We start from the raw sequence: 20,041 nt of genomic DNA on the forward strand, positions 1-20,041 counted from the left end.
ACGATTGGGTAGTCAGTGGTTCTGAAAACCTTCGGCTGGTCGTTCGCCGTCACGGCGCTCGGCCTCGCTTTCGCCGCCTGGCAGTGGGGGTGGGAGGCGTTCGGGATCGTACTGATCCTGTCGATCCTCGAGATCTCCCTCTCCTTCGACAACGCGGTCGTCAACGCCGGAATCCTCAAGAAGATGAACGCCTTCTGGCAGAAGATCTTCCTGACGATCGGCATCCTGATCGCGGTGTTCGGCATGCGACTGGTCTTCCCGGTCGTCATCGTCGCGATCAGTGCCAAGGTCGGTCCGATCGAGGCCGTGCAGCTGGCGCTCGACCAGCCGGAGCAGTACAAGAACCTGGTCACCGACGCGCACGCGGCCATCGCCGCCTTCGGTGGCATGTTCCTGTTGATGATCTTCCTGGACTTCATCTTCGAGGAGCGCGAGCACAAGTGGCTGGCCTGGCTGGAGCGTCCGCTCGCCAAGCTCGGCAAGGTCGACATGCTGTCGGTCTGCATCGCGCTCATCGTCCTCCTCATCAGCGCGGTCACCTTCGCCACCGAGGCGCACACCAGCGGCGGTCACGTCGACAAGTCCGCCACGGTACTGCTCTCCGGCGTCGCCGGCCTGATCACCTACCTGGTCGTCGGCGGCCTCTCCGGCTACTTCGAGAACAAGCTCGAAGAGGAGGAGGAGCGGGAACACGAGGAGGAGGAGAAGGCCAAGCGGGAGGGCAAGCAGGTCTCCGCGGTCGGCCTCGCCGGCAAGGCCGCGTTCTTCCTCTTCCTGTACCTCGAGGTCCTCGACGCCTCGTTCTCCTTCGACGGCGTCATCGGCGCCTTCGCCATCACCAACCACATCTTCTGGATGGCGCTCGGCCTCGGCATCGGCGCCATGTACGTCCGGTCGCTCACCGTCTACCTGGTCCGCCAGGGCACGCTGGACGACTACGTCTACCTGGAGCACGGCGCGCACTACGCCATCGGCGCCCTCGCCGTGATCCTCCTGATCACCATCCAGCACGAGATCAGCGAGCTCATCACCGGCTTCATCGGCGTGTTCCTCATCGCCGCCTCCTTCCTCTCCTCGGTCCGCCGCAACAAGCGCATCGAGGCGGCCGAAGGCGGTGCGGGGGGCCCCGGCGAAAAGGCCGGGGTCTCCTCCGGGGTGTGACGACCACCGCGTGAGACCGGGGTGTGACCGCTCCGGCAATGCGGAACGCTTCTGAGCGGGGCGGCCGGGAGCTCCCGGCCGCCCCGCCGCGTATCCGGACACCTTGGGGGGTGGCATGGCTTTCTGGGACAGCCTGCGGCAGAACAGGACGGCGCAGTTCGACTCGGGCGGCGCCGCGACCAACGCGATCGACCTGACACGGCGACGCCCGACGGTCTCGCTGACCAAGCAGGGCGCCGCGACCGGCAACCTGCGCGTCAACCTTTCGTGGAAGATGCGCACGTCCGACTTCGACAGCAGGCCCCGGCAGAGCGGCCGGCTGCTGCGGCACCCGCTGAAGTTCTTCCAGCCCGAACCGGTCCAGGCCCACACCCGGGCCGTGGCCAACGTCGACCTGGACATCGGGTGCCTGTACGAGCTGGCCGACGGCACCAAGGGCGTCGTCCAGCCGCTCGGCGGCTACTTCGGCGACCTCAACGACCCGCCGTACGTGAAGCTCAGCGGGGACGACCGGTTCGGCTCGCCGTCCGGCGAGACGATCTTCGTCAACCTCGACCACCGGGACGACATCAGACGGCTGCTGTTCTTCGTCTACATCTACGACCAGACGCCGGCCTTCGACCGCACCCACGCCATGATGACGCTCTACCCGAGCAACGGCCCGCGCATCGAGATCGAGCTCGACGAGCGCGCCCCCGAGGCCCGCTCCTGCGCCGTCTTCCTGCTGGAGAACGTCAAGGGCGAGCTGGTGGTGCGGCGCGAGGTGAAGTTCGTCTACGGCTTCCAGGGCGAGCTGGACCGGATGTACGGCTGGGGCATGCAGTGGGGCCGCGGCTTCAAGACGGGGACGCGCTGACGGCCGCGCCGCCGCGCCCCCGGCCCCGCGCCGCGGCTCCCCGCGGGGCTCAGCGCTGGAACTGGGGGCCCATCGGCGGCAGCCGGAAGTCCGGGTCCGGTACGGGCGCCCCGGCCGCCGCCGGAACCGGCTGGGGCGCCGGGTGCGGGTAGCCGTAGGCGGGCTGCGGGGCGGGCGGGCCGTACGGAGGCGCCGGCGCGGGCTGGGGGTAGCCGTAGGCGGGCTGCGGCGACCCGGTGTGCGGGTAGCCGTACGCGGGCGGGACGGTCGGCGGGGGCGGCACCGGGGGGACGGCGGGAACGGCGGGAGCCACCGCGGCGCCGGTGGCGGCGGCCGGGACGGGTATCGCCCGGGTGGCGTCCTCGGGGTCCGCGCCGGAGACCGCGCCGGAATCCGTACCGGAACCCGTGCCGGGGACCGGCGCCGCGGGGTCGGCGATCGGCTCGGGGCCCTGGGAGGCCACGGGGTCGGCGGTCGGCTCGGGGTCCCGGGAGGCCGCGGCGGCGGCCTCTTCCTCGTCGACCGAGATGCCGAACGCCGTGGCCAGCCCGATCAGCCCCGTCGGATAGCCCTGCGCCACCGCGCGGAACTTCCACCGCTCACCCCTGCGGTACAGCTCGCCGCAGATCATGGCGGTCTCCTCGCCCGTCTCCGGACGCACGTGGAACGACGCCAGCGCCTCGGCGCCCTCGCCCGCGGCGGCGTCGTACAGCACGATCCGCAGGTCCGGCACGTGCGCGAAGGTGCCGCCGTCCGAGGACGCCGCGACGACCACCTGGTCCACGGACGGCTCCAGCCCCGCCAGGTCCGTCTCGACCGTGTCGGTGAGCCCGTCCTCCACGCGCTTCTTGGGCAGCCGCCGCACCGCGCCGGAGGGGTGCCGGGGCTGGTTGTAGAAGACGAAGTCCTCGTCGGAACGCACCCGCCCGTCCGGGCCGAGCAGCAGGGCCGAGGCGTCCACGTCGGGGACCTCCGGGCCAGGGGTCCAGCGCAGTACGGCCCGTACGGCCGCGACGTCGAGCGGGACGTTCGAGCCCTTCAGCATCTCGTGCGTCATGCCCGTCATCCTGCCTGGCCGCCCGCCGGGGGGACAACGCGGGGGGCCGGTACCGGGGCGCCGCCCGGTGCGACCCCCGCAGGCGGCCCCCGCGTCACCCGGCGTTCACATCGGCGGGGAACCGACGACACCTGTCCTTACGTACTATTACCGGCCACATGTCATCAGGCCGCAGGCAGCACAGTACGTACGTCACGGCAGTTCGGGGAAACCGCATGCGTCATTTCGGGCACATCTCGCCTGCTGCTCGGGCCGGACTGTTCCACCAGGAGCCGTGCGCGTTCGACAGCCACTCACCGGCCCGCGTCCTCTCGGCGGCGCTCGGCGCCACCCTCTACAGCCCCGCCACCCGCCCCAGACTCGCCGACGACGTGGTGAAGCAGGTCGGGCGCGGGGTCGTGTCGATGGTGCTCTGCCTGGAGGACTCCATCGGCGACGGGGACGTCGAGGACGGCGAGGAGAACCTCGTACGCCAGTTCGCCGACCTGGCCGGGCGGGACGACCAGCCGCCGCTGCTGTTCATCCGCGTCCGTGAACCCGAGCAGATCCCCGACCTGGCCCGCCGCCTCGGCCCCGCCGTACGGCTGCTGTCCGGATTCGTACTGCCGAAGTTCACCGAGAAGCGCGGCACGCCCTTCCTGGAGGCCCTCGCCGCCGCCGAGGCGGAGCCCGTCACGGAGGACGCCCTCGCCGGCCGCCCCCTGTACGCGATGCCCGTCCTGGAGTCGCCCGAGCTGCTGCACCTGGAGACCCGCGCCGACACCCTCGCCGGGATCGCCCGCTCCGTCACCGCCCACCGCGACCGGGTCCTGGCCCTGCGGCTCGGCGTCACCGACTTCTGCTCCGCGTACGGGCTGCGCCGCTCACCCGACATGACCGCGTACGACGTGCAGATCGTCGCCCACGTCATCGCGGACGTCGTCAACGTCCTGGGCCGCGCCGACGGCAGCGGCTTCACGATCACCGGGCCGGTGTGGGAGTACTTCCGCCTCCAGGAGCGGATGTTCAAGCCGATGCTGCGGCGCAGCCCCTTCACGGAGGGCCGCGCCGACGCCCTGCGCACCGCGCTGATCGAGCACGACCTGGACGGACTGCTCCGCGAGATCGAGCTGGACCGGGCCAACGGCCTGCTCGGCAAGACCTGCATCCACCCCTCCCACGTCCAGCCCGTGCACGCCCTGTCCGTCGTGAGCCACGAGGAGTACAGCGACGCCCGGGACATCCTGCGCCCGGAGCGCGACGGCGGCGGCGTCCTGCGCTCCGCGTACACGAACAAGATGAACGAGGTGAAGCCGCACCGGGCCTGGGCGGAGCGCACGCTCCAACGGGCCGAGGTGTTCGGCGTGGCCAAGGCGGACGTGGGGTTCGTCGAACTGCTCGCGGCGGGTCTGGCGGTGCCGTGAGCGGCGCCCAGCACCCCACGAGCCACCCGTACCCGAGAGAGAAGAGGCACGTCATTCACAGCGCGGTGTGGACGGGAACATGGGTCGCCGAGCGGCTCGGCGTCGAGCTCTCCGGAGAGCGGGGGGACGACGAGGAGCTGCGCGGCCTGCTGGGGCTGGCCCTGCGGGACAACAGGAAACGCGCGCACCTCCTCGTCTCCCGCGTGCTGGGCAAGCACGTGCCGCAGAGCCCCGCCGTGGTGCGTGGCTCCGGGTACGAGCTGGGGCGCCGCGTACGGGAGCTGCTGGGCGACGCGGAGGCGCGGCGCGCGGTCGTCGTCGGGTACGCGGAGACGGCGACCGGCCTCGGCCACTGCGTCGCGGACGGCCTGGCCCTCGCCCCGTACCTGCACTCCACGCGCCGCCCCGTGCCGGGGGTGCCCCGGGCGGCCGGGTTCGAGGAGTCCCACTCCCACCACACCTCGCACCTCCTGCTCCCCGAGGACCCCGGGCTGCTGGCCGGGCCGGGCCCGCTGGTGCTGGTCGACGACGAGTTCTCGACCGGCGCCACCGTCCTGAACACCGTGCGGGCGCTGCACGAGCGGTACCCGCGCGAGCGGTACGTGATCGTGGCGCTCGTCGACATGCGGTCGGCACGGGACCGGGGGCGGCTGGCGGAGTTCGCCGCCGGGATCGGCGCGCGGGTGGACCTGGTGACGCTCGCGGCGGGGACGGTACGGCTGCCGGACGGCGTCCTGGAGAAGGGCCGCGCCCTGGTGGCCGCCCACAGGACGCCCGCGCCGGCCGAGGCCGGTGACGTGGCCGCCGTACGGCGCGTGGACCTCGGCTGGCCGGCCGGGCTGCCGGACGGGGGTCGACACGGCTTCACCCCGGAGCACCGGGCCCGCCTGGACGCGGCACTGCCGTCGATGGCGGCCCGCCTGGCGGAGGCGCTCGCCCTGACCGACACGCCTGCGGCTGCGTCTGCTGGGGTGCCCGTGGCTGCCGGGCCTGGCGGGCCTGACGGATCTGTCGGACCTGTCGGGTCTGTCGGGTCTGCTGGGCTATTCGGGCCTGCCGGGGTGGCTGTGTCTGCTGGGCCGTCCGCGTCCGCCGGGTCGTCCGGGCCTGCGGGGCCGTCCGCCGGGTCGTCCGCGTCCACCGAGTCGTCCGTGCCCGCCGGGCCGTCCGCGGAGTCGTCCGCGTCCGCCGGCGGCGCCACCGCCCGCGCCCCCCGCGTCCTCGTCCTGGGCTGCGAGGAGCTGATGTACGCCCCCCTCGCCCTGGCCGCCGCACTGGAGGAGCGGGTCCCCCACGCCGACGTGCGGTTCTCCACCACCACCCGCTCGCCCGTCCTCGCCGTCGACGACCCCGGCTACGCCATCCGCACCCGCCTCGTCTTCCCCGCGCACGACGACCCCGCGGACGGCCCCGGCGACCGGTACGCGTACAACGTCGCCGGCGCCGGCTTCGACGCGGTCGCCGTCGTCGTCGACTCGACCGCCGACACCCCCCTCCTCCACGCCCCGGACGGCCTCCTCGCCCGGCTCACCGCGCACGTCCCGCACGTCGTGCTGGCGACCGTCCCCTCGTACGTACCGGAAAGAGCCCGCATGCTGCCCGAGCCGCTGCGCGGACCCGCCTTCTCCTCCTACGCCCCCGACGAGGTCGGCTGGCTCCTGAAGGACCTGTCGGCCGTCGAGCTGGAGGCCCCCACCGAGGAGCGCGAGGAGGCCATCCAGAGCGGCGGCGCCCACTACGCCGAATCGCTGCCCGTGGAGTACCAGCCGAGCGACGCGTACCAGAAGCTGTTCCGCGCCGCCCTCGACGGCTCCGCCGCCCGGATCGCCCGCGCCGTCGGCGCCGTCACCGAGACGGTGCTCGCCGAGCGGTCGCCGCGCCCCGTGCTGGTCTCCCTCGCGCGCGCCGGCACCCCCGTCGGCGTGCTGATGCGCCGCTGGGCCCGGCACCGCCACGGCCTGGACCTGCCGCACTACGCCGTGTCCATCGTGCGCGGCCGGGGCATCGACACGAACGCGCTGCGCTGGCTGCGCGCCCACCACGACCCGGCGGACGTCGTGTTCGTCGACGGCTGGACCGGCAAGGGCGCCATCACCCGCGAACTGGCCGCCGCCCTCGCCGCCTTCCCCGACTTCGACCCGGAGATCGCCGTACTCGCCGACCCCGGCTCCTGCGTGCGCACCTACGGCACCCGCGAGGACTTCCTCATCCCCTCCGCCTGCCTCAACTCCACGGTCTCCGGGCTGATCTCCCGCACCGTCCTGCGCGCCGACCTGGTGGGCCCGGACGACTACCACGGCGCCAAGTTCTACCGCGAACTGGCGCACGCCGACGTGTCCGCGGACTTCCTCGACGCGGTCTCCGGCCGCTTCGACGAGGTCGCGGGCGCCGTCGCCGCGGACACCGCCCGGCTCCTCGCCGCCGACCGGACACCCACGTGGGAGGGGTGGGCGGCGGTCGAGCGGATCAGCGAGGAGTACGACATCCACGACGTGAACCTCGTCAAGCCGGGCGTCGGCGAGACCACCCGGGTCCTGCTGCGCCGCGTCCCGTGGAAGGTCCTCGCCCAGCGCGGCGCGGGCGCCGACCTGGACCACGTGCGCCTGCTCGCCGAGCAGCGCGGCGTCCCGGTCGAGGAGGTCGACGGACTGCCGTACACGTGCGTGGGGCTCGTCCACCCCCGGTACACGCGCGGCGCGACCGGCGTCGACGGCCGGGCGGTGACGGCGCCGTGACCGTCCGGCCCGCGCTGGTCGCCAGCGACCTCGACCGCACCCTCATCTACTCGACGGCCGCGCTCGCGCTGACGGCTCCCGACGCCGAGGCGCCGCGGCTGCTGTGCGTGGAGGTGTACCAGGGCAGGCCGCTGTCGTACGTCACCGAGACGGCCGCCGAACTGCTCGGCGAACTGGCCCGTACGGCCGCGTTCACCCCGGTCACCACCCGCACGCGGGAGCAGTACCGGCGCATCCGGCTGCCCGGCCCGGCGCCCCGTTACGCGATCTGCGCCAACGGCGGCCACCTGCTGGTCGACGGCGAGCCCGACCGCGACTGGCGGGCGGCCGTCGCGGCGCGCCTCGCCGACGAGTGCGCCACGCTCGACGAGGTGCGGGCGCACCTGCTGGCCGTCGCCGACCCGGCGTGGCTGCTGAAGGAACGGGTCGCGGAGGACCTCTTCGCGTACCTCGTCGTCGAGCGGGCCCTGCTGCCCGACGGCTGGCTCGCGGAGCTGTCCGACTGGGCGGGCGCGCGCGGCTGGACGGTGTCCCTGCAGGGCCGCAAGGTGTACGCGGTGCCGAAGCCACTGACGAAGAGCGCGGCGGTACGGGAGGTGGCGCGCCGCACCGGCGCCCGCACCGTCCTCGCGGCGGGCGACTCGCTGCTGGACGCGGACCTGCTGCTGGCCGCCGACCGCGCGTGGCGGCCCGGGCACGGCGAGCTGGCCGACACGGGCTGGCGTGCCGGCAACGTCGAGGCGCTCGCCGACCGGGGCGTCGCGGCGGGGGAGGAGATCCTGCGCCGGTTCCTGGCCGCGGCCCGAACGGCGACCGCGGCGGCCTGAGGGCGGCGCGGTCGCCGGCCGACCGGGACGGTACGGCGGCCAGGTCGGGACCGGTGCGGCGGCGCGTCGGGGCGTACGGTCTCGGTGGGCTCGGGGCGTACGGTCTCGGCGGCCCGGGTCGGGCGGCTTCGGCGGCCTGAGGGCAGGGCGCCGGCTGGCCGGGCCGACACGGCGGCGTGCCGGGACGGCCCGTCGGGGCGTACGGCCTCGGCGGGCCCGGGGCGGGCGGGTCTGGCGGCCCGGGCCAGGTGGCCTCGGCAGCCTCGGGGCAGGTGGTCCCGGGAGGGGGCCTGGGATGGACGAGCCCGGGGCGGGGCCCGTCAGCCGCAGCAGCCGCCTCCGCAGCACCCGCCGCCACCGCCGCCGCCCGCGGGCCTGGCCGGTGCGGCCGCCGCAGCACCGCCGACCGCGACGGTCGACAGCAGCTTCACGGTGTCGTCGTGCCCGGAGGGGCAGGCGGCGGGCGCGGAGGACTCCGCCATGGGGCGGCTCAGTTCGAACGTGTCGCCGCAGGTGCGGCAGCGGTACTCGTAGCGAGGCATACGCACAGGTTAACGACCCGGCGGCCGTGGACCCAGCGGTTCCGGCCCCCCGCTTCGGCCCTTCCGTTCGCGCCCTCCGCCCCGGCCCTCCCGCCCCTCCTTGCTCGTGCCCTTCCGTTCCCGCCCTTCGGCTTCGGCCCTTTCGCCCCGACCCCGGCCGGGCACTGCGCCGCTCCGCCGGCGCGCGGGCTACCCCACCGCGCGGGCTACCCCACCGCGCGGGCTACCCCACCGCGCCGCGGCCCCGCCCGGCCGGGCCGCCCCCGCGCTCCTCGCGGATCTGCTCCACCACGCGCCCGACCGCCGCCCGTACGGCCTCCGTCTCGGTCAGGAAGCGCCAGTAGTCGGGGTGCCGCCCCTCCAGGCCGGTCACCGCCCGGTCGAGGCGGGCCACCGCGTCGTCGAGGGGACCGGCGTGCCGCGGGTCCGGGGTGTGGCGGCCGTCCATGGCGAGCCGCTGGGCGTCCCGAATCGTGAAGCGCGTGCGCTCGATCTCCTGCTGCGGGTCCTCGGACACGGCGTCGAGCCTCCGGAGCCGGTCCCCGGCGGCGGACACGGCCTCGTCCGCCGTGTTCAGCAGCGCCCGTACCGTGCCCAGCAACGCCGTCGCGTCCGCCCACCGCTGCTCCTCACGCGCCCGCCCCGCCTCGGCGAGCTTCCCCTCCGCCTGCCGCACGGCCTGCGCGGCCCGCTCCGGCACGGGCTGGAGGTCCTGCCAGCACGCGGCGCTGAACCGGCGTCGCAGCTCGCTCATCACGGGTTCCACGGAGGCGACCCGGTTGGCGAGGGCCTGCGCGCGCGTACGGAGGGACACCAACCGCCGGTCGATCTCGGCGGCCCGCTCCGGCAGCCGCTCCGCCTCGGCCCGTACGGTTTCGGCCTCGCGCAGCACACGGTCGGCGCGCCGCAGGGTCTCCGCGACGCCGTGCCGTCCCGCACCCTCGTTGAGCCTGGTCAGTTCGGGTGCGAGGGCGGCGAGCCGCGCGGCCTGGTCGTCGGCGCGCAGCCCCGAGCCGCGCGCGGCGTCCAGCGCGTCACTCGCGGCGAGCAGTGCCGCGCGGGCCCGCTCGACGGCCGGGGCGAGGCGGGCCAGCTGCGTCTCGGCCGTGTCGAGAAGCGGGGCGAGCCGCTGCTCGAACCGCTCCAACTCGCCCCGGACCCGTACCAGCTCGTCCTTGGCGCGGGTCAGGTCCGTGCGCGCGTCGGCCGCCGTGGCGGCGTCGAGGTCGGCCCGGTCCAGGTCGTAGCTGTCGACGGCCTCGATGTACGCCTGGCTGACCTCGTCGACGCGCCGCCCCAGCGCGGCGAACTCCTCGACGGTCCGGCCCGCGGCGGGCGAGGCGTCGACCGCGGCGATCGTCTCGACGGAGATCCGCAGGCCCCGCTGCGCGGTGTCCAGCTCGTAGAACGCGGCGGCCGCGGCGTCCTTCGCGGCCTGCGCGCCGGCCCGCTGCTCCTCGGCGCGCCCGCCGCCGAACCAGCGCCGCGCGCCACCCCCGGACCCGCCCCCGGCGAACGCTCCGGCCGAGGCGGCGGCGAGCAGGGGCAGGGGCAGCAGCACCAGGGCGAGCGCGTCCTTCGCGTACCGCCGTGCGCCGCGTGTCCCCGTCACATCCGCTCCCCGTACCGTACGTGTCCGAGCTGGCCCGGTTCATTCTCCCACCGGGTACGACGAACGGGAGGGCGGATCAGTTCGCGGTACGGGCCGCCACGTCGCCCTTCTCGCCCTTCTCGCCGAACGCGGTGACCGCACGCGAGCTGCCCGGGTCGCGGGGCACGTCGGAGACGACCCTGCCGCTGCCGCTGCCGCTGCCGCTGTCGGCGTCCCCGGCGTACGGCCCCGCGGCGGCGGGCAGCCCGACGGCACCGCCGTTGGAGCCGCGCCGCTGACCTGCTCGGGGGCGCCGCGCAGGGCCGGAGTGAACGTCGCCGTTGACGCTCCGGACGGTGACCGTCGCGGAGGCGGCGCGTCCGGCGCGGAGCAGGATGAGCGGAACGAACGGCACCGACACGGACACGCTGCGCGACCACGAGCTTCCCCAGGGCGGAACCACGGCGAAGCCCCCACGCCACGCACCCCCCACCCCACGATCCGGCGACCCCGCCCCGGGACGGGACCGGCCCCCGTAACGGTTTGCGAACCCCACCCGTGCGCCATGTACGCTGTTGACTCACTCCACGGGTGCGTAGCTCAGGGGTAGAGCGCTGCTCTTACAAAGCAGATGTCGGCGGTTCGAAACCGTCCGCGCCCACCATCACGAAGGCCCCCAGCCGATCATGGCTGGGGGCCTTTGACATCCACATCTGACATCAACGAGAGCAGCGGTCAGGGGGCGGGCCCCGCACCCGCGGAAGGCGCAGCACAGACGCCGGGGTTTCCCGCCGTCAGAGCCACTGCGGCTGCTCGTGGGGATGTCCGTGATCCCTCGCCCCGTGGCGGCTCCGGCCCGATCGCTTCGCCGGTTTACCCCTGAATCGACAGCTCCGGGTGGGTGAACACGAAAGTCATGTAGGTGATGGCCGCTGCCGTACCCACGGACGAAAGAGCAAGAGCCGTCAGGGGACCCCCGCGACTGCGGTTCAGCTTTGTTGCGGTGCGAAGTTCGATGTAGCCCAGCACCAAGCCAGTGAGACCGAGGGGGAGGGCGAGAGCCCAGACGAGCATCCAGAAGGGGCAGCAGAACCAGAAGGCGACGGAAAGTCCACCGAAGATCACGGCTCGGCTCAGCCGCTCCTTTCCGTCACCGGTTCGATCGACTGCACTGCTCATGCACCGATCAAATCAGCTCGCTTCCTGTGCCCTGCGGTCGCCCCCGAACATGACAGTGCCTCCCAGTGATCGCCGTGTAGCGGTGAAACACAACAATCCCAGCGACCTGGGGTGACTGACACACAGGCCAGGTGCCCAGGTGACGTGGTGCTCCGACCTCAGCGATCATTTCGGTCAGTAGTTCTCATCAAGGGGCCGGCCGGCGTCCATCACCGACATCAACGTCCGCGGCCACCACGGGAACCAGTGGGTGAAAACCCTGTTCGGCGCCTCGGGCGTCAATGGCTGAGGGGCCGTTCTCGTTCGCGGGACCACGCCACCCGAGGACGGGCTCTTGGAGGTCGTCCGCTCGGAGGGTGGAATATCCGCGCATTACGCGTGAAGTGCCGCCATTGAGGTCTTCCCGGCCTCGGGTCGTGTTCTCGGGCCGGCACTGGACCGTTCGGGACCGCACGAGGGGAACCAGCAGCGACACCACTGACGGCCCGGCCGCAGTTCACCGCGTTGGTCGCCCGTGAGGCACCAGGTCGGTGGTACCCCGCTCACTTCTTCCACTGCTGACCTGGTGGAAGGGGCCTTCGCCTGCCAGGATCGAGCCGTGGCCGAGTCTTCGAGAGGCGCGAGGTTGAGCAGGGCCCTCGACTGGGCGGGGTTGGTCCCGTCCGGTCTCCTGCTGGTGGCAGGCATCAGGGGCTACCGCGACGGCGGGTCCGTGGGGTGGCCGATCGGTGGGGCGCTGCTCGTTCTGATCAGCGTTTGGGTGGTGTACCGCGGGATGGCCCGTCGGTCCCGCGACACCGCTGCTTCTCGGTAGGCGTACGGCAGCGCCGTACCGCACCTCCAGCAACCGCCCTCGCCCGCTGCCGTCCCTCTGGGACCTCGCAGTGATCGGTCCGGGTGCGGTCGGGCACGTCCGCTCCTCGGGGCGGGGTCGTCCGCCTCTCGGTGTGGGGCCGCTCGCTCCTCGCGCGGGGCCGGTCGGGGTTTGGCGCGGACCCGTCCGTTCCTCGTGCGGACCCGTCCGTTCCTCGTGCGGGGCCGGTCGGGTCTGGGGCTGTGGGTGGGGTGGGGCGTGTGCTGGTTGAGGGGTCACCTGTACGGGTCAGCATTCCGCGCGGCTCGTGCGCGCGGGCCCGGACGATGGGGGCGGACCTCCTCCGAGACGTGACCCTTCGGAGGAGTGTCGTCCGACCGCCGGCCCGGCCGTTGTTCCGCGACCGGTGGCACCCGAGCCCCCGAACCCCCGAAGAGAGAAGACCCATGGCCAAGCAGGGACCCATTTTCGGCTTCCGCACAGAGGACCTCGCCCTCGACGACGCCGGGCAGGTCAGGATCCTGGATCCGCAGGTCGCCCGGGCGGTGACGGCCGTCCTGAAGGCGCGGTCGGACGAGGAGGACAGCCTGATGGCCGCCAACAACTGCCACGGCGGGAACTGCGCCGCGGGGTGCGGTTCCAGGCCGAAGGAGGAGAAGGAGTAACAACCGGTGCCGGTGACGAGGCGTCCGCCTTCGACAGGGAGTTCACCACCTCCTTCCGCAACGACCGCCTCCACCTGATCCTGCTGCCGACCGAGCAGTGCAACTTCCGCTGCACGTACTGCTACGAGGACTTCGCCATCGGACGCATGGCGCCCGAGGTCGTCAGCGGCGTCAAGAACCTCATCGACCGGCGCGCCCCCGGACTGCGGCGCCTCCAACTGTCGTGGTTCGGCGGGGAGCCGATGCTGGGCCGCCGGATCGTCGAGGACGTGACCGCCCACGCGCGCCGGGCGCAGGAGCGGTACGACGGGCTCTCCTACGAGAGCGACATGACGACCAACGGCTACCGGCTGGACGGCGGGACGGCCGAACACCTGGCCGCTCTCGGCGTACGGGCCTACCAGATCTCCTTGGACGGGCCCGACGAGTACCACGACCGGACCCGCGTGCGCGCCGACGGCAAGGGAACCTTCCAGCAGATCTGGCGCAACCTGCTGTCGATCCGTGAGTGCTCCGCCCAGATGCGGGTGCTGCTGCGGGTCCACCTGACCCCGGAGAACCTGCCGGTCATGCCGGAGTTCCTCACTCGGATCCGGGACACGTTCCTCGACGACGCGCGGTTCTCGGTGTTCCTGAAGCGCGTGGTGCGCCTCGGCGGACCCAACGACGCGACCATGGACGTACTCGACTCCGACGACCAGAAGATCGCCGAGCTGAAGAAACTGCTGGTCCGGGGCGGCACCTCCGAGCGGCTGTTCGCCCCGGAGGAGGTCTGCTACGCCGCCCGGGCCAACTCGCTGCTGGTACGGGCGGACGGCCGGTTGGGCAAGTGCACGGTGGCCCTGTCGGACCCCGCCAACACCGTCGGGCGGCTCCTGCCCGACGGCTCGCTCAAGGTCGACAACCCGCGGTTCCGCCCGTGGCTGCAGGGCTGGGAGTCCCGCGACCCGGAGCTCAACGCCTGCCCGTACACGGCCTTCACGCGTGAGCGCGAACCGCGACCACTGCTCCAGATCACGAGGCGACCGCTCGCGGCAACGGCGGCGTCCGAGTGACCGGTGGCGGGTGTCCGGGCGGCCGGCGGCGGCGTTCGAGTGACCGGTGGACGCGCCGATGCCACCCCCGGCCGATGTACCGCGCCACTGCTCGGCCGATGCCGCCGCTGTGCCCGCTGCGCCGACGCCGCCGCTCGATCGCCGTCACGGGCTCCGTGGAGTGGCTCTCCCGCGACGGGCGGGTCGGCGGTGGCCGGCCCTGCCCGCGTAGGGCTGCGGGCCTCAACGGCCACCTGCCCGGGACGAAGCGGTCGCACCGCTCGGGCGGCGGCCCGGCCGGGGCGTGCCCGACGGCGTGGGCGCAATGATCAGGCCGCTACCGGGGACGCGGCGGCCAGGACACCGCCGGGGACGTGGTGGTCAGGCCGCCGGGGGCCGGTGGTAGACGCGGCCGTCCCTGGTGCGGGCCAGGTGGCCCGACGTGACCAGGTAGCGGCGGAGCGCCGAGCAGTCCGGGTGGACCGTGCGCAGCGCCTCGTTGACCTCGGGCTCCGTGTAGGAGCGGTCCCGTTCGAAGAGGGTCTGCGCCAGGTGGGCCAGCAGCTGCTCGCGGCGGGCCGGTCTGCGGGGGATGGTAGGGAGGCGGCCTTCGCCGTCGAAGAGGGCGGACACGCTGTGCGACGTACTGTGCTCCGGCATGGCAGGGAGCCTCGCAGGCGGTGCGCACCCCCGCAACGGGTTTTACCCGGCCGCCCCTCGGCGGTGCGGCGTCACGCGGGCCAGTACAGGCCCTCGACGATGCGGTGGGCGACGACGACGGGTTCTTCGGCGAGGGCCTCCACCTTGAGGTACTGGCCGGCCGGCAGTTCTCCGCGCCGCGACACCTGGGCGTACGTCTCGCCGTCCCGCGTCGGCACGTCGACCTCCAGCCCCGCGGAGCGGCGGCGGGTCTCGGCGTCGACGTGCACGAACCGCAGCCGCACCCGCTTGTCCGCGCTCGTCCTCGTCAGCTTCAGGCCGATCGACACGTTGTACACGCACGGCCCCCGGAGGATCGCCGTGTCCCGCGCGGCCGGCAGTTCCACCCGCTCGCCCGCGGCCAGCGTCGGGCCGCCCGTCTGGGACTCGAACAGGACTTGGGGCATGGGGTCCTCCACAGGTGCGGGTGAGGTCTGGCCTTTGGCGCGTTTCACGATTCCGGGGAACACGACCTTGCGGAACTGGTTCACGCGCGCGTCCCCCGGGCACGCGGTGCCGCCCGACGACCAGGCGGAGTGCAGGCGGTGGTAGCCGTAGCCGGGGTCGTCGTGGCTGCGGCAGATCCGCAGGGGCAGGCCGTGGTGCTGGTGCAGCCACACCCCCAGCCGGATCAACTGCTCGACCTGTTCGTCCGTCCACGGGTCGGTGTGCTTCAGGTTGGACGCCGTCTCGATGGACACCGCGCCGGTGCCGTCGGGGCGCCGGTTGGCTTGGTAGTTGGCGTCGGCGCGCGTCTCGGTGCCGATGTACTGGGCGAGGTCGCCTTCGTACCCCAGTCCGAAATGCGATTCCAAGTTCGATGAATCGCGCCAGTATTCGTACATCCGGCGTGCGGTCCACGGAGCGGCGATGCTGTGCATGATGAACTGTGTCGGCCGGATCGCGGGCTGCCCGTTCGACTCCGGCTGCAACTCCATGCGCGTAGCCCCCGGATACCAGGCCATGCGTCTCCTCCTTGGGGCGTGTGGTGCCTCGCGGCAGGGCAGGAGAGTGGTGCGGGCACCTGACAGTGAGGTGCCCGGCGCGGGGGTTGGTCACTCGGGGCGGCGTGCAGTTGACAAAGACGAGTGAAAAGGCCGGGAATCAACTGCCTCACGAGGCAGGGCTGTTCTCGTTGGCGTACTCCCGTCCCAGAGCCAACCTGCTCGTGGGGCAAGGCCGTCACGCGTCGTCGATCCTCGTCGTGTCGTGTCGTGTCGTGACGTGACGCGTTGCGCCGGTGTCCGCTGGGCCGCTCCGCTCCGCTCCGCTTCGAGGGCTCGTGGGCGGTTGCGCGCGCCGCCGTCGCCTCCACCAGTACGGCCGGGGGTCACCGGTCTGCGCCCGGCAGTCCGCGCCCTGCCGGGCGCAGACCGGTGGCCATGGCCGCCGTGGCCGTAACCGTGGCCGTGCGGGGCGTTCCGGGCGGCCCTAGACTGACGAATGCCCAAAATGCCCGGAACGCCCCTCGTGGGCTCCGAAGGGAGTGACCTCATGTCGAAGCGCGGCAACAAGCGGCGTGCCCGCAAGGGCAAGAAGGCCAACCACGGCAAGCGTCCCAACGCCTGACGCCCGGCGCGCGGTCCCCTGGCCGGCCCCTGGCGCGGCTGCCGGCGCGCGGTCCCCGACCCGCGGTCCCCGGCCACTGGGCGCCCGGCCCCGACGCCCAGTGCCCGACCTCCGGCCCCGGCCTCGGCGCCCGGGGCGCTCATCCCGCCCCGTGCGCCGCCTCCACCGCGTCCAGGGCCAGTGTCCACGGGAAGTGGTCCGGCCAGTCCCGGCCGGGCGGGTCCGGGAGGTAGCCCCCCTCCCCGTACAACACCGTCACGCCCGCCGCCCGCAGGGTCTCCACCGACCTGTCGAACTGCGGGTGGCGCACGTACGCCGCGTTCGCGCACGGCATCGCCACGAGCGGGAGGCCCTTCCCGATGGCCTCCGCCGCGACCCCCACCACGAACGCGCCGGTCAGGCCGAGCGCCCAGGAGTTCACCGTGTTGAACGTGGCCGGGGCGAACAGCACCGCGTCGGCGGGCGGCCAGACGTCCGGGTCGCCCGGGCGCTTGTACTCGTGGCGCACCGGGTGCCCGGTCAGTGCGGCCAGCCCGTCGAGACTCGGCTCCAGCCACCGCGCGGCGGTCGGCGTCAGCCCCAGGCAGACGTCCCAGCCGCGCGCCTGCGCGTCCTCGATCACCCTCGCGACGTCGAACACCGGGGGAGCGGCCGAGCAGAACAGATACAGAGTCCTCGCCTTGATCATGGAGTTCATCTGATCACATGCTGGACAAGTGCATCCTGGCGATGGGGGGCCGCTCGGCCACCCCGGCCACCCGCCCCGAGCGACCGAGGAACGGACATGTGCCGCAACATCAAGACCCTCCGCCCGCCCGTGCTCCCCGAGGAGGCCACCGAGGAGGACGTCCGTGCCGCCGCCCTCCAGTACGTGCGCAAGGTTTCCGGTTTCCGGGCGCCCGCCGCGCACAACCGGGAGGTGTTCGAGCGCGCCGTCGCCGAGGTGGCCGAGGCGACGCGGAGGCTGCTCGACGGGCTCGACGTGCGCGGCGCCGCCGCTAGGAAGTCGGTGCCGGAGCGGACGGAGGAGCCGGGCGCCGCATGACGTACGCCGCGACGCTTCCCGCCAGGAACAGCGCGAGCACCGAGACCGCCGCGCTGAACCACGTCGCGCCCAGCCACTGCCCGCCGAAGTAGCCCAGGCCCACGCTGTACGAGGCCCACGCCACCCCCGCCAGGGCCGACCACGGCACGAACTCGCGCGCCCGGCGCCGCGCGGCCCCCGCGCCCAGGGACACCACCGACCGCCCGGCCGGGGCGAACCGGGCGATGACCACGAGCGCGCCGCCACCCCGCTTGAAGGCGGTGCCGAGGCGTTCCTGCGCGGTGGTGAGGCGCCGGGAGCGGGCGATGGCCCGGTCGAGGCGGGGCCCGCCGCGCCAGGCGAGGCGGTACGCGGCCAGGTCGCCGAGGACCGAGGCGGACGCCGCGCACAGGGCGAGGGCGACGAGCGAGACCCCGTCGGGGGTGGCGGTCGCCGTCGCCGCGGTCGCCGCGGTCGCGGCCGAGATCACCAGGACGCCGCTGGGGAGCACCGGGAGGAAGACGTCCAGTACGACGGAGGTGGCCACCGCGGCGTAGATCCACGGGCTCGCGGCCAGCCACCGCACGCTCTCCAGCACCTTGACTCCCAGCTCCACCATGAGAAACGCGGTACAGCGTACGCCTTACGCGTCACCGGGCGCGCGGCGGGTTGCCGGAGGTCGGAGGGTCGCCGGGGGACGACGACCGGGGGCGCGGGGCGGGAGGGGTGCCACGGCGTGCGCGGGGCGCGGAGCCGTCGCCCCGCGCCCCGCGTGCGTGCCGCGCGCACCTGCTCCGCGCGGGAGCCGGTGGTTACGCCGCCACCGCCGCGCGGTCCCGTCCGGCCTCCCGAGTGCGGGAGGTGAACAGGCCGTCCAGCGCCAGCGCGCCCGGGCCGGTGAAGACCAGCAGGAGCAGCGCCCAGCAGTACAGGGCCGCGGCCTCGCCGCCGTTCTCCATCGGGAACAGGCCCGACGGCTGGTGCATCTTGAAGTACGCGTACGCCATGGCGCCGGACGAGACGAACGCCGCGGCGCGGGTGCCGAGGCCGACGATGAGCAGCGCGCCGCCGACCAGCTCGATCACGGCCCCGTACCAGAACGGCCAGGTGCCGGCGGGGACCGTGGCGCCCGAGCCGTCGGAGCCGCCGAGGACGCCGAACAGCTTCGCGGCGCCGTGGCAGAGGAACAGCAGGCCGATGACGATCCGGAACAGGGCCAGCGCGTACGGCTGGGACCGCTGGAGGCGGCTGGTGAGTGTGGACATGGGGGGCTCCTTCGGCTGGGGACTGAACCGATGCGACCCAGGTTAGGCACCCCTAACGATTACTTGCAAGTTCAACATTCAGTCGTATGGAGATACCCGGGCGTAGGGTCGCGGAGTCCGGCCCGGGTGCGGAAAGCCGCAGGCGGGAGCGGTGGGAGGTGGTGATCAGGCGGTACGGGGGGAGGCGGGCGGACGCGGGCGGCCCCGCCCCGCGACCGGTGCGGGTGGCCGGTGGCCGTTCAATGGCCGGATCTCGTCCCTGCGGCCCCTCGTGCACCACCACGAGCCCGCCGCCTCGGTGCGCCCGCGCCGCCTTGGCGCGCCCACGTCGACTGGCGCCGCGTCGGGCACACCCGCTCCGGCTGGGCCGCGTCGGGCACACCTGCGCCGGCTGGGGCCGCGTTGATCGGGACCGTGCCGTCCGGGGCCGTGCCGTGGCCGTGCCAGGACGACGCCGGCTGGGGCCGCGCTGACCGAGGCCGCTCCGGCTGGGGCCGTGGTGTCCGGGACCGTGCCGTGGCTGTGCCGTGCCGACCGGGGCCGCTCCGTCAGGTCGTGCCGGGGCGATGCCGGCCCGCGCCACCGGCTCCCGCTCCCGGCGCCCCGGTCACTCCGGCAGCACGGCACGGCGTTCCACCACTCGGCGTCGTGCGGCAGCGGCCACGCGGGGAGCCGCCGATCATCAGGGCCTCGGTCCGCACGGCCTTCGACGCCCGCTCGCCCTCCCGGCGGGCGTCCTCCTCGTAGGGCACGACCCGTTTCCGCTCGTTCCGGCACGCGGCTCACCCGAGCGTCCACCAACACGTGGCCCCGCCCTCCCCCGACGCGGGAGCGGGCGGGGCCTTCGTGTGTTCAGGCGCCGAGCCTGCCCCCCTTGACGCTCTCGACGAACGAGGTGAACGCGGTGGGGGAGAGGCGGAGGGTCGAGCCGGCGGGGACCTTGGAGTCGCGGACGGGGACCACGCCGTGCGAGACGGTGAGGTTGGCTGCGATCTCGACGCAGGCGCCGCCGTTTTCGCTGTAGGAGGAGGTGAACCAGTGGGCGGTTTCGGTCGTGCTCGTCACGGTGTGCCCTTTCGTCACTGGATCAGGACTGCTCGGCGACCGCTGGGGTCCTTGCCGCCGTTGTGGTGCGTGGCGGCAAGGGCTGGTTGGGTCAGATCGTGTCGAACCGGCCTGTCTTGACGCCCTCCACGAAGGAGGTGAAGGCGTGGGTGGGGAGGTCCAGGGTGGGGCCGGTCGGGTTCTTGGAGTCGCGGACGGGGACCACGCCGTGCGAGACGGCCAGGTTGGCTGCGATCTCGACGCAGGCGCCGCCGTTGTCGCTGTACGAGGAGGTGAACCAGCGGGGGGTTTCGGTCGTGGTCGTCACGGGGTGCCCTTTCGACGCTGGATCGGGACTGTTCGGCGTGCTGCCGGGGCCCTTGCCGCCGTTGTGGTGCGTGGCGGCAAGGGCCGGTTGGGTCAGATCGTGTCGAACCGGCCTGCCTTGACGCCCTCCACGAACGAGGTGAACGCGTGGGCGGGGAGGTCCAGGGTGGGGCCGGTCGGGTTCTTGGAGTCGCGGACGGGGACCACGCCGTGCGAGACGGCGAGGTTGGCAGCGACCTCGACGCACTG

At 73.5% G+C, this 20,041-nt stretch carries 22 protein-coding genes and 1 tRNA gene; 10 read left to right on the forward strand and 13 right to left on the reverse strand.

The genetic code is table 11. From position 1 onward, the window contains the following. Positions 1 to 15 precede the first annotated feature (15 nt). Positions 16 to 1,161: a DUF475 domain-containing protein gene (locus AC07D6_RS01995; protein WP_315879926.1), complete on the forward strand. Its 1,146-nt coding sequence runs from the start codon at positions 16 to 18 to the stop codon at positions 1,159 to 1,161. A 115-nt stretch (positions 1,162 to 1,276) separates the two neighbouring features. Next, complete coding sequence (locus tag AC07D6_RS02000; RefSeq protein WP_315878749.1) at positions 1,277 to 2,017, forward strand: TerD family protein; 741 nt, start codon at positions 1,277 to 1,279, stop codon at positions 2,015 to 2,017. A gap of 49 nt (positions 2,018 to 2,066) precedes the next feature. Here AC07D6_RS02000 and AC07D6_RS02005 read toward each other — a convergent pair whose 3' ends face one another. Then, positions 2,067 to 3,083 (reverse strand): TerD family protein, encoded by a 1,017-nt coding sequence (locus AC07D6_RS02005; protein WP_479041180.1) that lies wholly within the window; start codon positions 3,081 to 3,083, stop codon positions 2,067 to 2,069. 206 nt (positions 3,084 to 3,289) lie between these two features. Between AC07D6_RS02005 and AC07D6_RS02010 the strand changes: the two genes are divergently transcribed. The 3 genes from AC07D6_RS02010 (at position 3,290) to AC07D6_RS02020 (ending at position 8,039) form a co-directional block, all read left to right on the forward strand. Continuing rightward, positions 3,290 to 4,477 carry an HpcH/HpaI aldolase/citrate lyase family protein gene (locus AC07D6_RS02010; RefSeq protein WP_479041182.1) on the forward strand — a complete coding sequence of 396 codons (1,188 nt, stop codon included), beginning with the start codon at positions 3,290 to 3,292 and terminating at the stop codon, positions 4,475 to 4,477. 65 nt (positions 4,478 to 4,542) lie between these two features. Next, a complete protein-coding gene (locus tag AC07D6_RS02015) occupies positions 4,543 to 7,212 on the forward strand; it encodes a phosphoribosyltransferase (protein WP_479041184.1) in 2,670 nt (889 codons plus the stop codon). Further along, on the forward strand, positions 7,209 to 8,039 hold the full coding sequence (locus AC07D6_RS02020; protein WP_479041185.1) for an HAD family hydrolase: 831 nt from the start codon (positions 7,209 to 7,211) through the stop codon (positions 8,037 to 8,039). Before AC07D6_RS02015 ends, AC07D6_RS02020 begins: the two co-directional genes overlap by 4 nt. Positions 8,040 to 8,359: 320 nt before the next feature. Here AC07D6_RS02020 and AC07D6_RS02025 read toward each other — a convergent pair whose 3' ends face one another. The 3 genes from AC07D6_RS02025 to AC07D6_RS02035 all read right to left on the reverse strand — a co-directional run bounded on the left by AC07D6_RS02025 (position 8,360) and on the right by AC07D6_RS02035 (position 10,587). Next, positions 8,360 to 8,581: an FmdB family zinc ribbon protein gene (locus AC07D6_RS02025; RefSeq protein WP_315878744.1), complete on the reverse strand. Its 222-nt coding sequence runs from the start codon at positions 8,579 to 8,581 to the stop codon at positions 8,360 to 8,362. 223 nt (positions 8,582 to 8,804) lie between these two features. After that, positions 8,805 to 10,193: a hypothetical protein gene (locus AC07D6_RS02030; RefSeq protein WP_479041187.1), complete on the reverse strand. Its 1,389-nt coding sequence runs from the start codon at positions 10,191 to 10,193 to the stop codon at positions 8,805 to 8,807. A gap of 76 nt (positions 10,194 to 10,269) precedes the next feature. Beyond that, positions 10,270 to 10,587 carry a hypothetical protein gene (locus AC07D6_RS02035; protein ID WP_479041189.1) on the reverse strand — a complete coding sequence of 106 codons (318 nt, stop codon included), beginning with the start codon at positions 10,585 to 10,587 and terminating at the stop codon, positions 10,270 to 10,272. Between the two features lie 174 nt (positions 10,588 to 10,761). Here AC07D6_RS02035 and AC07D6_RS02040 point away from each other — a divergent pair. After that, positions 10,762 to 10,836: transfer RNA gene (locus AC07D6_RS02040), tRNA-Val, on the forward strand. A 209-nt stretch (positions 10,837 to 11,045) separates the two neighbouring features. Here AC07D6_RS02040 and AC07D6_RS02045 read toward each other — a convergent pair. After that, positions 11,046 to 11,351 carry a hypothetical protein gene (locus tag AC07D6_RS02045; RefSeq protein WP_479041191.1) on the reverse strand — a complete coding sequence of 102 codons (306 nt, stop codon included), beginning with the start codon at positions 11,349 to 11,351 and terminating at the stop codon, positions 11,046 to 11,048. 1,260 nt (positions 11,352 to 12,611) lie between these two features. Here AC07D6_RS02045 and AC07D6_RS02050 point away from each other — a divergent pair. Both AC07D6_RS02050 and AC07D6_RS02055 read left to right on the forward strand, forming a co-directional pair. Continuing rightward, positions 12,612 to 12,830, forward strand: a complete 219-nt coding sequence (locus AC07D6_RS02050; RefSeq protein WP_479041193.1) for a hypothetical protein — start codon at positions 12,612 to 12,614, stop codon at positions 12,828 to 12,830. Next, positions 12,797 to 13,885 carry a radical SAM protein gene (locus AC07D6_RS02055; RefSeq protein WP_479041195.1) on the forward strand — a complete coding sequence of 363 codons (1,089 nt, stop codon included), beginning with the start codon at positions 12,797 to 12,799 and terminating at the stop codon, positions 13,883 to 13,885. Before AC07D6_RS02050 ends, AC07D6_RS02055 begins: the two co-directional genes overlap by 34 nt. Positions 13,886 to 14,245: 360 nt before the next feature. Here the strand turns inward: AC07D6_RS02055 and AC07D6_RS02060 are convergent, their stop codons facing one another. After that, positions 14,246 to 14,524 (reverse strand): DUF2087 domain-containing protein, encoded by a 279-nt coding sequence (locus AC07D6_RS02060; RefSeq protein ID WP_479041197.1) that lies wholly within the window; start codon positions 14,522 to 14,524, stop codon positions 14,246 to 14,248. A gap of 71 nt (positions 14,525 to 14,595) precedes the next feature. After that, positions 14,596 to 15,528 carry a peptidoglycan recognition protein family protein gene (locus tag AC07D6_RS02065; protein WP_479041199.1) on the reverse strand — a complete coding sequence of 311 codons (933 nt, stop codon included), beginning with the start codon at positions 15,526 to 15,528 and terminating at the stop codon, positions 14,596 to 14,598. Between the two features lie 529 nt (positions 15,529 to 16,057). Here AC07D6_RS02065 and AC07D6_RS02070 point away from each other — a divergent pair. After that, positions 16,058 to 16,132, forward strand: coding sequence for a 50S ribosomal protein bL37 (locus AC07D6_RS02070; protein ID WP_099048249.1), 75 nt, complete (start codon positions 16,058 to 16,060; stop codon positions 16,130 to 16,132). A 139-nt stretch (positions 16,133 to 16,271) separates the two neighbouring features. On the opposite strand, the gene AC07D6_RS02075 is transcribed toward AC07D6_RS02070, so the two are convergent. Then, positions 16,272 to 16,820 (reverse strand): flavoprotein, encoded by a 549-nt coding sequence (locus tag AC07D6_RS02075; RefSeq protein ID WP_479041559.1) that lies wholly within the window; start codon positions 16,818 to 16,820, stop codon positions 16,272 to 16,274. Positions 16,821 to 16,916: 96 nt separating this feature from the next. Here AC07D6_RS02075 and AC07D6_RS02080 point away from each other — a divergent pair, with 96 nt between their 5' ends. Then, positions 16,917 to 17,177 (forward strand): DUF2277 domain-containing protein, encoded by a 261-nt coding sequence (locus AC07D6_RS02080; protein WP_479041201.1) that lies wholly within the window; start codon positions 16,917 to 16,919, stop codon positions 17,175 to 17,177. Here the strand turns inward: AC07D6_RS02080 and AC07D6_RS02085 are convergent. The 5 genes from AC07D6_RS02085 to AC07D6_RS02105 form a co-directional block, all read right to left on the reverse strand. Beyond that, positions 17,131 to 17,754, reverse strand: coding sequence for a DedA family protein (locus tag AC07D6_RS02085; RefSeq protein WP_479041561.1), 624 nt, complete (start codon positions 17,752 to 17,754; stop codon positions 17,131 to 17,133). The genes AC07D6_RS02080 and AC07D6_RS02085 overlap by 47 nt on opposite strands. 214 nt (positions 17,755 to 17,968) lie before the next feature. After that, positions 17,969 to 18,421, reverse strand: a complete 453-nt coding sequence (locus AC07D6_RS02090; RefSeq protein WP_479041202.1) for a DoxX family protein — start codon at positions 18,419 to 18,421, stop codon at positions 17,969 to 17,971. Between the two features lie 852 nt (positions 18,422 to 19,273). Then, entirely contained in the window at positions 19,274 to 19,486 is a 213-nt protein-coding gene (locus AC07D6_RS02095; protein ID WP_479041204.1) for a DUF397 domain-containing protein, read from the reverse strand. Positions 19,487 to 19,577: 91 nt separating this feature from the next. Then, positions 19,578 to 19,793 (reverse strand): DUF397 domain-containing protein, encoded by a 216-nt coding sequence (locus AC07D6_RS02100; RefSeq protein ID WP_479041206.1) that lies wholly within the window; start codon positions 19,791 to 19,793, stop codon positions 19,578 to 19,580. 92 nt (positions 19,794 to 19,885) lie between these two features. Continuing rightward, a partial coding sequence (locus AC07D6_RS02105; RefSeq protein ID WP_479041563.1) for a DUF397 domain-containing protein occupies positions 19,886 to 20,041 on the reverse strand: 156 nt, incomplete at its 5' end.

The sequence above is a fragment of the Streptomyces sp. NPDC045287 genome, from assembly GCF_056432325.1.